Genomic DNA, 12,925 nt, shown 5'->3' with positions numbered 1-12,925 from the left:
CTAGTGTTCCCGCCCCAGCGCCCCCGCCAGCAGGCGGTGCAGCTTGCCGATGTCGGACGAGCGCAGCGTCGCGGTCAGCACGTCCTCGTCGTCCACTTCCGACGACAGGCGCATCAATTCGTCGAACTGGCGCATGAAGCGGTCGACATAGGTGCGGAATTCGCCGTCCTCGCGGTATTTGGCGGCAATGGTGTCGTGGCCGTCGCGGCTTCGCGCGCCCAGCAGGCGGCGGGTGAAGACGCCCTTCTCGCCGCCCAGGTAACGGCGCCAGACGTCTTCCGGCACGTCCTCGTCCAGGGTGCGGGCCAGGTCGACGGACAGGCCGTTCAGCCCCTCGATCACGGCGGCCGAGGCCTTCACCGCCTGCTGGCGGCGCTGGACCCGGTCGGTCTCGTCGATGTTGCGCCGGCGCAGCTCGATCTCGCCCGCCGTCTCGCCCAGCGACTCGACCTCGGCCCGCATGGCGCCGACCAGATCGCCCATCAGGCGGCGGGCCTCGTCGGCGCGGCCCGACAGGGTCTGGGTCTCGGTCGAGAGATTGCGCGCGATCTGGCCCAGCGCCATGGCGGTCTCGTCCGCCAGGGCCTTCAGTTCGGCGCCGCGCTTGGTCGCCATGACGATGGCGGTCTCAAGCTCGTCGCGGCTCTTGGCCGAGGATTCGACCAGGGCCTGGCGTTCCGAGGCGATGGTGGTGCCCATCTCGCGCAGTTTCGAGATGGCGTCCTTGGCCTGCACCGCCAGATTGCCATCGTCGCGCTCCATGGTCTCGATCAGCAGGTTCAGATTGCCCACCGTGTCCTGGGTCGCGGCGTCGAGGCGGGCGGCGAAGGTGCCCAATTGGCGTTCCGCCTCGGCGACATGGGCGCGCGCGGCGGCGATCCGCTCGTCGACGGCGATGCCGATCTCGTCCAGGCTCTCGCCCGCCTTGCCCGTCTCGTGGGTGGCGCGGTCGGCGATCGCGGTGATGATGTCGCCCTGGCGCTGCATGGCGCCGACGGCGGCATCGATGCGGGCGCTGGCGCGCTCGGCCGCACTCTCCAGGTCGCGGCCCCGGCGCTCGATCATGTCGGCGGCCTGTTCCACCCGGCCGCCGGCGGTATCGGCGGTGATCACCAGTTCGCGGGCGCGGCCGTCCAGGGCCTGGGTGCTCTCGTTCAGGCGCCGTTCGGCGGTGGTGGCGCTTTCGGCCAGGGCATCGGCGCGCTGGCGGAAGCCGGTGACCACGGTCGCCAGACGCTGGACCGCGTTGTCGGCGGCGGCGATCACGTCCGTGCCCTGGCGTGCCAGGGTCTTCACCGCATTGTCGACGGTGCCGACGGCGCGCACCGTCTCTTCCTCGAGATTGGCCGATTGGGCGTCGAAGCGCCGGCCCGCTTCCTCGATCGAGCCGGCGGCGCGCCCGGCGGCGGTCTCGAGGGTGCGGGCATGCTCGTCGATGGAAGCTTCCATGCCGCGCAATTCGTCCTTCAGCTTCTCGCCCGCGCGGGCCAGTTCGCGCGCCGTCTCGGCGGCGATGCGGCTGGCTTCGCCGCCGCGCGCCTGGGCATCGTCGACCGCCGTGCGCAGCCGCGTCGCCAGCGCGTCGAAGCCCTGGCCGACGTCGCCGATCTTGTCGAGGGCGGCATCGGAATTGGTGGACAGCGCCGATGCGCTGATGCGCAGCGCGTCGGCCGCGGCATGGGAGCGCGAGGCGGCTTCGTTGCCGGCGGCCGCGATCTCCTCCGCCACCCGGCGCAGCTGGTCGCGGGCGATGGTCGCCTTCTGGGTCGCGGCATTGGTGATTTCGCTGTGTTCCGTGGCGCTCCGGCGCAGCGTCTCGCCCAATTGCGCGAAATCGGTCACGGCGCGGCCCAGCTCGCTCTGGGTCGCGGTGACGAGACCGCGCAGGTTGCGCTCGGTCTGTTGCAGCTTGGCGAGCGCGGTGTCGGTCGCCTCGTTCACGGTCTGGCCGGCGCGCGAGGTCGAACCGGCGGCCATGGTGATGGCCGCCTGGCTGGCCTCGGCCAGATCCTTCAGGCGCTCGCTCTCGGTCGCCAGGGCATCGGTCGCGGTCGACAGGCGGCGCGCGATGCCGCCGGCCGAATCCTCCAGCCCCAGCATGCCGTTCCTCGCGTTGGCGATGCTCTCGTCCAGGCTGGCGTTCACCTCGCCGATCCGGGCCAGCGAATTGTCGACGGCGTCGATGCGCGCGGTCTGGGCGGTGAAGGCTTCTTCCGCCGCCGTGGTCAGACGGTTGGCGGCGGTTTCGAGATCGGTGCCGATCTGGCGCAGGCGCGCCGTCGCGCCGTCGGCCTTCTCGGCCGCGGCATCGCCCGCCGCCAGCATGGAATCCGCCTGTCGCTGCAGGTCGGCGGAGGCGGCGGCGGCGGCCGAGGCGGCGGAGCGCGCGCTGTCGGTCAGGCGCGACAGGCGCTGGTCCAGCTGCTGCTCGATCGCGGTCAGTGCCCCCGCCAGCGTGTCGGAGGTGGAGCGCGTGGCGCTGGACAGCGCGTCGAGGGCGCCGCCGATCATGCTGCGGGCTTCGCGCGCCTCCTGCATCACCTTGCGCAGATCCTCGGTGCGGGCGGCGACGATGGTGACCAGATCGCGCGTCGCCTCCCGCGCCTCGAGGGTGGCGAGGCGGATGTTGTCGACCTCCGCCTTCAGGTGCTTGCCGGTGTCGGCGGCACCGATGCCGGCGAGGGGGGCGGCGGCGCTCTCGGCCCGGCGGGGCACGGCCGGCCCGCTCAGGGCGCGCAGCACGCGGGCGCGCTGATCCAGCATCAGGGCGACCAGCCACATCAGGGCGATGGGCCCGAAGACGCCGGTCAGCACCGCCGCCAATTCGTGGGGCGCGAGGCCGCCGAGGGCGGAAAAGCCGACGATGTCGCCCAGATAGGTGGCGACGGCGGCCAGCCAGCCGACCGAGACGGCGAAGACGAAGGCCCAGCCGATCAGGCCGCTCAGGGAGGCTTCGTTCAGGGGCGGCGGGCTCGCCGTGGCTTCCCGCACCTCGGTCGGCACGGGCAGGAGGCTGTCGCGCGGCTTCGCCATGGCTTCCTCGTCGGACGAATCAGGCAGGTCAATGGTCGCGGGAGTCTAGCATTACCGGGCGCACCGTGCCCCAGGCGACCTCAACGCCGAAAGACCGGCCCCCCTTCGCCCAGATGCCAATGGGTGAGGGTGCGGTCCATATGGCCCATGCGCCACGACAGCATGCGCCCGGCATAGCGCGCCAGGGTCGCGGCATGGGCGGGATCGGCGGCGAGATCGGTGAATTCGCCGGGATCGGCCGCGCGGTCGAAGAGCAGGGGATCGAGCCCGGCGAAATGGACGTATTTGAACGCCTCGTCCGCGATGACCGCGAGATTGCTGGTCTCCAGCGAAAGCTCCAGATCCGTCTCGGGGGCCGCCGAGCGCACGTCGCGGAAGTCGTATTCCCAGTGGACCGCGTCGCGCCAGATCGGCATGGGCCTGCCGCGCAGGAACGGCACCAGGCTGCGGCCGTCGCAGGTCAGCGGCACCTCGAGCCCCAGCCAGTCCAGGATGGTCGGCGTGACGTCGACGGATTCGGTGAAGCGATCGACCACCGCGCCGCGCGCCGCGTCGGCCGCGCGGGCCGGGTCGCGCACGATCAGGGGGATGTGGAAGCTCTGGTCGAAATAGCCGGATTTGCCCATCAGCCAATGGTCGCCCATCTGCTCGCCATGGTCGGAGGTGAAGACGATCAGGGTGCGCTCGTATTGCCCGTTCGCCTTCAGCCAGTCGACGATCCGGCCCAATTGGTCGTCCACCTCGCTCATCAGGCCATAGTAGGTGGCCTTGAACTGGCGGAGCGCGAGGTCGTCGTCCGGCGCGCGAAAGCCCGGCCGGGCGCCCTGGAAGGCGAGCCAGGGATGCTGCCGCCCCTCGGTCTCGCGGGTGTCGCGGCGGATGAAGCCGGGCACGGCATCGGCGTCATAGAGGGTGTTGTAGGGCTCGGGCGCCACCCAGGGCGGATGCGGGCGCAGCCACGACAGATGGACGAACCAGGGCTTGTCGTCGCCCCATGCCGTCAGATGGTCCAGCACCTCGCCCGCCAGGAAGGCGGTGTTCGACTGTTCGGCGCCATAGATCGGCGGCGGATAGCTGGGGCCCTTGCCCTCGGCGCCCGGATAGCCGTCGATCGGCAGATAGACGTCCAGATCATCGTCCGGCACGGGCACGCCCTGCTTGCGCAGCCAATGAGTCCAGGCCTTCGGATCCTCCGGCAGCCAGCACACGGGATCGAAGCCCGGCAGCACGCTCTCGTAGGTCGCGAGGGCGGGATCGTCGAGCGGGCGGGTGCGCGGGTCATGGGAGGTGTCGGTATAGCCGAAGAGGGCGGGGGCATAGCCGATCCGCCGCGCCTCCAGGGCGACATTGGTGAAGCGGGCGTCGAGCGGCGTGCCGTTGGTGCCCGAGCGGTGGTTCATCAGATACATGCCGGTCAGCAGGCAGGCCCGGCTCGGCCCGCAGGGCGTCGCGCTGGCGAAATGGCGCCGGAACAGCACGCCGTCGGCCGCCAGCCAGTCCAGATTGGGCGTGCGCACCATATGCCCCAGCGCGCCGAGGCATTCGCCCCGCCACTGGTCGGCCGTGATCAGGAGGACGTTGGGTTTCTCGACGGACATGGGGCACCACGCTGGGGGACTACTGGGGCGTTCCCCCCTTTTAGGGCGTGACGGCTGTCGGGCAAAGAGTGCTCGGCAAAGGGCGCGTGGCAAAGAGTGTCATCCCGGCCTTCGCCGGGACGACGCGCTTGGGTTACTTCTCGACGAAGGCCTTCTCGATGGCGTAGTGGCCGGCCTTGGAGAAGCTGGCTTCGTCGTAGCCCTCTTCGGTCAGCAGGTTCACCATGTCCGTCAGCATCTCGGGGCTGCCGCAGATCATGAAGCGATCGTCCGCCTTCGACATGGGCGGCAGGCCGACGTCGGAGAACAGCTTGCCCGACTTGATGAGATCGGTCAGGCGGCCCTGGTTGCGGAACGGCTCGCGCGTCACCGTCGGGTAATAGATCAGCTTGTCACGGACCATCTCGCCGAAGAACTCGTTGTCCGGCAGGTCCTTCTCGATCAGCGCCTGATAGGCGAGTTCGGCGACCTGGCGCACACCGTGGACCAGGACCACCTTCTCGTATTTCTCGTAGACCTCGGGATCCTTGATGATCGACATGAAGGGCGCGAGGCCGGTGCCGGTCGACAGCAGATAGAGGTGCCGGGCCGGCAGCAGATTGTCGGCGATCAGGGTGCCCGTGGGCTTTCGCCCGACCAGGATCGTGTCGCCCACCTGGATATGCTGGAGGCGCGACGTCAGGGGGCCGTCCGGCACCTTGATCGACAGGAACTCCAGATGCTCCTCGTAATTGGCGGAGACGACGCTATAGGCGCGCAGCAGGGGCTTTCCGTTCACTTCCAGCCCGATCATCGTGAACTGGCCGTTCACGAAGCGCAGCGACATGTCGCGCGTGGTGGTGAAGGAGAACAGACGGTCGGTCCAGTGATGAACGCTGAGCACCCGCTCTCGGTTCAGATTGCTCATGACTTGTCTCTCGAACGGGCGGCCGAACGCTGCCGCCGAAACGCGGTGAGATGGCATAGCCATATAAGGCCCGGGCCGCAACCTCTCCCCGGGGGCGGCTGATTGCCGCGTCAATTCATGATTGTTCCGGAAAATTCGGTATTGAACGAAAAAAATTCCTTTATAAATTAAATATAACGGAAAAATTGCCGCATTATCCTCCATATGGGGGAACCATTGTTTTGCGGTAATTTTTTGTTATTGAAAAAATTTTTCATGAAAGTAGTGAAAATATGATGGACCCCGTGGATCGGGCGATAATTGCGCGGCTGCAGGTCGACGGCCGCATGGGCATCGTCGAGCTGGGCCAGGCGGTCGGGCTTTCGACCTCCGCCGTCAACGAACGCGTGCGCAAGCTCGCCGCGCGCGGCGTCATCCGGGGCACGGTGGCGCTGGCCGATCCGCTGGCGCTCGGCCTCGGCATCGCCGCCTTCGTCACCGTCACCCTGCTGCCGGGCGCGGACGAGGCGGCCTTCGTCGCCCATGTCGCGGGCGACGACGCCGTGCTCGAGGCGCATCACGTCACGGGTGCCGCCAATTACCTCCTCAAGGTCCGGGTCGCGGACGTCGCTGGCCTCGAAGCCCTTCTGAAGCGCCTGAAGGCGACGGGCACCATCGCCCGCAGCGAAACCCAGCTCGCGCTCTCCACCGTGAAGGAGACGACAGCCCTGCCGGTGGGGAACGCGGCGGGGGATGCGCCGTGAGCGACCTGCCCGTCGGCCTTCTGGCCAGTGCCTTCACCCTCGGCTTCTTCATCGCCATGCCGGTCGGGCCGATCTCCCTCCTCATCCTGCGTCGCACGGTCGGGGGCGGGCTCGCGGTCGGTCTCGCCACCGGCTTCGGCGCCGCTGCCGCCGATTCGATCTATGCGGCGCTGGCCGCCTTCGGGCTTTCGGCGGTCACCGCCGTGCTGGTCGATCAGGCGCGCTGGCTCGGCATCATCGGCGGCGGGATCCTGATTTGGCTCGGAATCGGGGGCTTTCGCGCGGCGGGCCGGCGCGCAGCCCTGCCCCAGGCGACCGGTGAGACGGCGACCGGTGAGACGGCGCCCGGTGAGATGGCGCCCGGCGAAACCGGGCCGGCCGCGCGGGCGCATGTGCTGCCGGCCTTCGTCTCCGCCCTCGGCCTGACCCTGACCAACCCGCTGACGGTGATTTCCTTCGCCGGCGCCTTTGCCGGCATCGGGCTGGCGGCCGCGGCCGGTCCCGCCGCCGCGACCGCGACGGTGATCGGTCTCGGCCTCGGCTCGCTGACCTGGCAATGGACCATCGTCGCGGCGGCGGGCGGGGCCCGGCGCTGGCTCCGCCCTGCGGTGCTGGGCTGGATCGACCGGCTTTCGGGCGTGGTGCTGGTGGTCTTCGGCCTCTCCGCCCTGTGGCAGGGTCTCGCCCGCTGAGGGGGCAATGGGGCTTGAGTAGCGCCGTGCCCTGAGTCTTCATCCTGGCAGGGAGATTCGTCCCGGTCGGGGGAAGACGATGAAGCGCGTGGTGGTTCTGCTGGCGGTCCTGGCGGTCGCGGTGCCCGTGGTGGTGCTGGGCGTCCTGCCGGCCGTGCTGCTCGCGGCCTACCGCAATCCGGTGCCGCCGCCGCCCGCCGACCTGCCGCTGGCCGAGGTCCGTTTCGAAAGCGCCGACGGCGTGCCCCTGGTCGCCTGGTCCGCCGAGGCGGCGGCGCCCAAGGCGACGGTCGTGCTGGTCCATGGCGCGACCGGCACGCGGGGCGACGAATACGTCGGCTTCTACGGCATGATGCGCGACCTCCTCGGCCGGGACTATTCCGTCCTCGCCCTCGATCTTCGCAATCACGGCGAGTCCGGCGCCGGTCCCCGGCCGCCCAGCTTCGGCCCGGACGAGGGCAGGGACGTGGTCGCCGCCGTCGACTGGATCAAGGCCCGCCACCCCGGGCGCCGGGTCGCGGTCCTCGGCGTCTCTATGGGCGGCAATGCAGCGATCTATGCCGCTGCCGCCGATCCCCGCATCGAAGCCCTGATCACCATGGACACCTATGCCGTGGCGGCCCCGGTCACGGCGCGCGGCGTCGCGGCCGAAAGCGGCCTGCCCGCGCCCGTGGTCGATGCCGTGCTGTGGGGGGCGCGCAACCTCTGGGGCTTCGCGGACAAGGCGGGGCGGGCGATCGACGTCGTCGCCGGTCTCGGCGCGCGGCCCTATCTGATCATCCATTCCCTGGGCGATCCCATCGTGCCCTTCGCCGATGCCGAGGCGCTGGCCGCCGCCGATCCAGCCGCCGCCCTCTGGGCGACGCCGGCGCCGGCGGTCCATGACCCGCTGATCGTCGAAGCGGGGCCCTGGGGGGCCCACGCCCTGTCCTACCGCCTCCTGCGCGAGCAATGGGTGGACCAGGTGACGGCTTTCCTTGACCGCACCTTCAAGACCATGTTCGGTTGATCCATGCCCGCGTCCGCCGCCGTTTCCACCGCCGCCCACCTGCGCCTCACCACCGGCTTCGACAGCCGGATCACCGAGGTCGACCCGGCCTTCTCCCGCGTCACCGGCTGGCCGGCGGAAGAGGCCGTGGGCCAGACCGTCGCCATTCTCTTCGGGCCGTGGAGCGATCGCTCGACCGTCGACCGCATCACCCGCGCGGTCGAACAGGGCAACGAACAGGAACCGCTGCCGGTCCGCGTCTACGGCTATTCGGGCAATGTCTTCGATGCCCTGGTCTCGGTCGAGCCGGACGGCGAGGGCGGCGTGCGCTGCGTGGTGGGCGAAGCGTCGGGTTTCATCGCATCCTCGCCGGTCGCGGTCGGCGGCGGCGCCACCACCGTGGTTCCACCCGCGCCCGAACGCCTGCTGCCCATCCTGATGGACGCGCTCCACGACGGGGTCGCCGTCCTGGACGAGGAGCAACGCATCGTCACGGCCAATGCCGCCTTCGCCCGCATGACCGGCATCGACGCCGACGAGATCGTCGGCACCCCGGTGGACAAGGTGATGGAGCTGCGCTTTCCCCCCGGCGAGCGCGAGCCCATGGGCGCCGCGACCTTCATCGGCGCCGCTGCCAACGCCCGGTCCGCCGCGGTGCGCATGTCGCGGGGCATCGACCATCGCGGCCGGCCGTTCCGCGTGATGGCGTTGCGCGCGTCCGCCGCCAACGGCCCGCGCCCGCCCGACAGTCCGGTCGGCACGCGCATGGAGATCTTCGAACAGACGCTTCTGAAGAAGGTGGAGCGCGACCGCATGCCGGTCGCCATCGGTCTTCTCGAGATCGTCGCGGACGACGAGATGGCGCGCAACCTCGGCTCCATCTGGCGCGATACCCTGGAACGTGCGCGCCTTGCCGCCGTCGGCGCGCTGTCGGGCGAACTGCGCCCGGGCGAACTCTTCGCCGCCGTGCGCAGCGATACCGTGGTCGTCCTGCTGCTCACCTCCGGCACGGCGGAGGATGCGCTGACGCGCATGCATACGATCGCCCAGATCGCGCGCCACCGCCTGATCGGCGAGGGCGGCGCGGTCGCCGCGCTCGAAGCCTTCGGCGCCGCCATCATGGTCGATGCCGACGACGAGGCCGTGACCGCGCCGCGCGGCAATGCGCCGGGCGTCGTCGTCGAACGCCTGGTGGAACTGATCCGGGGCCATCAGGACGGCGAGCATCAGATCGACACCATCATCGCCGACATCCTGGACGAGGGAACGGCGGCGTTCCGGCCGGTGCGCGGGCGCGACCTGGGGCCGGCGCGCCAGGCCGTCGCCAGTTTCGACGATCGGTCCGAACGCTGGATCGCCTGGATCCAGAAACGTCACCTGCTGTCGCCGTCGCTGAAGCGCGAATTCGACGTCGCCCTCCTCGGCCGGGTGGTCGAGCAATTGCTCTCGGGCGAGAACCTCAGCCTCTCGATCCTGGTGCCGGTCGGCTACGACAGTCTTCTCCACACCTCCACCGCCGACCGCCTGTCGGCGCTGGCCTCGTCCCTGCCGCCCGCCGCGCGGATCCGGCTCTTCGCCATCGTCGGCGACCTGCCGCCGGAGATTTCCGGCGAACGCCTGCAATCCATGCTGCGCCGGATCAAGGCCTTCTGCCGGGGCGCCTGGATCACGCTCAACGATCTCGACGCGCGGGGCGTCACCGGCCGTCAGGAAGGGCTGGCGGGCTTCGTTCTCGAATCCCAGCGTCTCGGCAAGCTGATCGAGCGCGATCCCCTGATCGTCCGCCAGTTCATCGAGCGCCTGCGCGCCACCAACAACCCGGTGCTGGTCAGCGGCGTCGAATCGACCGAACAGGCCCGGCTCTACTTCAATTCCATGGGGGCGACGCTCGCCATCGGGCCGGGGGTCGAACGCCTCGCCGCAAATCCCGGTCAGGCCAACCTCGAAATCTGAGCCGGCCTCGCCCGCCCCTCAGGCGGGCATGCGCAGGCAGGCGGTGGTGCCCTGGCCGGGGCCGGGGCTGGCGAAGTCGACCGTGCCCTTCAGCTGCAGCGCCAGACCCCGGATCAGGCGCATGCCGAGGCTGCGGGCCTTCTCGCTCGGCGCCGTCTCTTCCGTGAAGCCGGCGCCGTCGTCGGCCACCACCAGTTCGATGCCGCTCTCGGTCCGGCGCAGCGCGATGCGGATGCGGCCGCCGCGCCCTTCGGCGAAACCGTGCTTCAGGGCATTGGTCAGCAGTTCGTTGGCGATCAGGGCGAGGGGGACGGCGCGATCCATCGGCAGGCTCACGCTTTCGAGATCGAGATCGAGGTCGATCCGGCCCCGGCTGGCGCCCTCGCCGGTCAGGCTCTCGCCGATCGAGCGCAGGAAGGCGCCGCAGTCGACCGCCGTGATCTCGCCGCCCTGGTACAATTGCTCGTGAAGCTGGGCCATGGCGCGGATGCGGTTCACCGTGTCGGTGAAGCCCTGGCGCAGCGAGGGATCGCCGTATTGGCCCGCCTGCAGCGACAGCAGGCTGGAGACGATCTGGAGATTGTTCTTGGTCCGGTGATGCATCTCCTTGAACAGGAGCGTGCGCGAGGCCAGCGCCTCCTCGAGTTCGACGGTGCGCGCGGCCAGATTGTCCCGGGTCGCCTCCTCGCGGTCGATGGCCCGCAGCCCGAACAGGGTCAGGCCGCCGATCAGCCCGCCGGCCAGCAGGATGAAGACCAGGCCGGCGGCGGTGTCGGCGCGCCAGTCGGCGAAGGCCGCCTCGCGGTCGATCGTCGCGAGCGTGACCAGGGGCAGGCCCTTGATGCGCCGATAGGCGATGATCGAGGGCGCATCGCCGACGATGGCCGGTGCTTCCACCGCGCCCGCCTCGACGTCCGCCGCCAGGTGATCGCGGAAGAACGGCGTCTCCAGAAAATCGCGCCCGACCATGTCGTCGTTGATCGGCCAGCGCACGACGAGCCGCCCGTCGGTGCGGAACAATTCGAGGGCGGTGGTCGAGGGCACGCGAAGGCCGCCGTGGAAAGCCGCGAAATAGCGCATGTCGATGGCGGCGAGAACGACGCCGGCGAAACGCCCGCCGCGCATCAGGCGCCGACTGACGCTGAAATAGACCGTATCGGTCAGGCGGCTGCGGTTGGCCGGGGTGATGAAGAAATCGGCGCCGTTCTGATGCGCCTTGAAGAAGTCGCGGTCGGCGAAATCGGCCGGCGGCGTGCGCCCCTGACTGGTCGAATAGACCACGCGGCCGCGGTCGTCGAAGAACCAGAGCGAACCGATCTGGGGCAGCAGCCGGGCCATGGAGATGAGGCGCAGGCGCTTGGTCTCGGTCGCGAAGAGACTGTCCAGCCCGTCGTCCGCGACCATTTCGACCGCCTGGCGCAGCACCAGGTCCGAGCCCTTGATGGTCCACTGGAAATGTTCGTCGACGACGCGCGAAAGAAGGCGGGCCTCGTCCCGCGCCTGGCTGAGGGCGCGGTCGTGGCCCGCCCAGGTCAGGGAGGCCCAGGTGAAGATGCCGGCGCCGAACAGCAGCACGATGATCGACAGCAGGATGGTGCGCGGTTTGCGTCCCGCCCGCGCGATACCGTCGACCAGCGCGTGGCCGCGCTCCACCACGCCGTGAGGCTCGTGTTTCCCGTTTGCCGCCGGCCGGGGGGGCGCAGACTCGCCGGGGGCCTTTGGGGATGCGCTCAAGCTTTCGATCCCACAACCACGATTGAACCGCGCGGGCGCGCTCAGCCGATCACGATGCGCGGCGCCGCGCGCTCACTATCGCCCTTCGCCTCCAATCTGGCCAGCACCCCGCGCGCCACCGCCATATAGGCCTCGGCCTCGGCGGTTTCGGGGGCGACGGCGACGATGGGGCGGCCCTCGTCGGCATGTTCGCGAATGGCGATATGGAGCGGGATCTCGCCCAGGAAATCGACGCCCAGCGCCGTCGCGGTCCGGTGGGCGCCGCCATGGGCGAAGATGTCCGAGCGCTCGCCGCAATGGGGGCACGTGAAATAGCTCATGTTCTCGACGATGCCGAGCACCGGCACCTCGACCTTCTGGAACATGGCGAGGCCCTTCCGCGCGTCGATCAGGGCGATGTCCTGGGGCGTCGAGACGATGACGGCGCCCGAGAGCGGCGCGCGCTGGCACAGCGTCAGCTGGGCATCGCCCGTGCCCGGCGGCAGGTCGATGACGAGGATGTCGAGCGGTCCCCAGGCGACGTCCGACAGCAACTGCCCGATGGCGCTCATGACCATGGGGCCGCGCCAGATGACCGCCTGGTCCTCCGGCACCAGAAGGCCGATCGACATCGCCTTCAGGCCGAAGGCTTCGAGCGGGATCAGTTTCTTGTCGGCATTGGTGCGGGGCTTCTGGTCGAGGCCCAGCATGCGCGGGATCGAGGGGCCGTAGATGTCGGCGTCGAGCAGCCCGACCGAAAGCCCGAGCCGTTTCAGGCCCAGCGCCAGATTGACCGCCGTCGTCGATTTGCCGACGCCGCCCTTGCCGCTGGCGACGGCCAGGATCCGCTTCACCCCCGGCACCGCGATCGAGGCGGCGGCGCGGGGCTGTTGCGGCGGCGGGGGCGGCGGGGCGTCGCGATGGGCGGTCAGCACGGCGGTGACCGAGACGACGCCCTCCATGGCCATCACCGCCTTCTCGCAGGCGGCGCGCAGCGGCTCGGCTTCGGCCGCGCGTGCGGGCTCGACGGCGATCGAGAAGGCGACGTGGCCGTCCTTCAGCATCAGGCCGGTGACGCGCCCGGACGAGACCATGTCGCCGCCGCCCTGCGGGTCGGGAATCCCGCCAAGGGTGGCCAGAACGTCGTCGCGGGTCGGGAATGTCATTGCCTTCGTCCTTGAATTACCCGGCATTTCGCCCACATTGCGAAGGGCGTGGAACGGGGGCGCCGGAATCGCGGGTCTTCACCTTCGCCGATCCGCCGTCGCCCCCCGCAAGAATCAGGGGTATAGCGCATC

The 12,925-nt window shown here is 69.9% G+C and carries 9 protein-coding genes; 4 read left to right on the top strand and 5 right to left on the bottom strand.

Annotated features, from left to right (window positions below; genetic code table 11):
• The 3 genes from L2U69_RS12395 to L2U69_RS12385 form a co-directional block, all read right to left on the bottom strand.
• On the bottom strand, nucleotides 1-3,033 hold the full coding sequence (locus L2U69_RS12395) for a coiled-coil domain-containing protein (protein WP_236107327.1): 3,033 nt from the start codon (nucleotides 3,031-3,033) through the stop codon (nucleotides 1-3).
• 80 nt (nucleotides 3,034-3,113) lie between these two features.
• Nucleotides 3,114-4,631: an alkaline phosphatase family protein gene (locus tag L2U69_RS12390; RefSeq protein ID WP_236107326.1), complete on the bottom strand. Its 1,518-nt coding sequence runs from the start codon at nucleotides 4,629-4,631 to the stop codon at nucleotides 3,114-3,116.
• Between the two features lie 133 nt (nucleotides 4,632-4,764).
• On the bottom strand, nucleotides 4,765-5,538 hold the full coding sequence (locus L2U69_RS12385) for a ferredoxin--NADP reductase (RefSeq protein ID WP_236107324.1): 774 nt from the start codon (nucleotides 5,536-5,538) through the stop codon (nucleotides 4,765-4,767).
• A gap of 275 nt (nucleotides 5,539-5,813) precedes the next feature.
• Between L2U69_RS12385 and L2U69_RS12380 the strand changes: the two genes are divergently transcribed.
• The 4 genes from L2U69_RS12380 to L2U69_RS12365 all read left to right on the top strand — a co-directional run bounded on the left by L2U69_RS12380 (nucleotide 5,814) and on the right by L2U69_RS12365 (nucleotide 9,914).
• Nucleotides 5,814-6,281: an Lrp/AsnC family transcriptional regulator gene (locus L2U69_RS12380; protein ID WP_236107322.1), complete on the top strand. Its 468-nt coding sequence runs from the start codon at nucleotides 5,814-5,816 to the stop codon at nucleotides 6,279-6,281.
• Nucleotides 6,278-6,973, top strand: coding sequence for a LysE family transporter (locus L2U69_RS12375; RefSeq protein ID WP_236107320.1), 696 nt, complete (start codon nucleotides 6,278-6,280; stop codon nucleotides 6,971-6,973). Before L2U69_RS12380 ends, L2U69_RS12375 begins: the two co-directional genes overlap by 4 nt.
• Nucleotides 6,974-7,052: 79 nt before the next feature.
• Nucleotides 7,053-7,982: an alpha/beta hydrolase gene (locus L2U69_RS12370; protein WP_236107318.1), complete on the top strand. Its 930-nt coding sequence runs from the start codon at nucleotides 7,053-7,055 to the stop codon at nucleotides 7,980-7,982.
• A gap of 3 nt (nucleotides 7,983-7,985) precedes the next feature.
• Complete coding sequence (locus tag L2U69_RS12365) at nucleotides 7,986-9,914, top strand: bifunctional diguanylate cyclase/phosphodiesterase (RefSeq protein WP_236107316.1); 1,929 nt, start codon at nucleotides 7,986-7,988, stop codon at nucleotides 9,912-9,914.
• Between the two features lie 18 nt (nucleotides 9,915-9,932).
• Here the strand turns inward: L2U69_RS12365 and L2U69_RS12360 are convergent, their stop codons facing one another.
• Both L2U69_RS12360 and L2U69_RS12355 read right to left on the bottom strand, forming a co-directional pair.
• On the bottom strand, nucleotides 9,933-11,570 hold the full coding sequence (locus L2U69_RS12360; RefSeq protein ID WP_236107314.1) for a sensor histidine kinase: 1,638 nt from the start codon (nucleotides 11,568-11,570) through the stop codon (nucleotides 9,933-9,935).
• 119 nt (nucleotides 11,571-11,689) lie between these two features.
• On the bottom strand, nucleotides 11,690-12,793 hold the full coding sequence (locus L2U69_RS12355; protein ID WP_236107312.1) for an Mrp/NBP35 family ATP-binding protein: 1,104 nt from the start codon (nucleotides 12,791-12,793) through the stop codon (nucleotides 11,690-11,692).
• Nucleotides 12,794-12,925: the final 132 nt, after the last annotated feature.

It is taken from the genome of Zavarzinia marina, from assembly GCF_021568905.1.
GTDB classification, from domain to species: domain Bacteria; phylum Pseudomonadota; class Alphaproteobacteria; order Zavarziniales; family Zavarziniaceae; genus Zavarzinia; species Zavarzinia marina.
The sequence above is the reverse complement of the archived record's forward strand: the minus strand, read 5'-3'. Positions and strand labels throughout refer to the sequence as shown.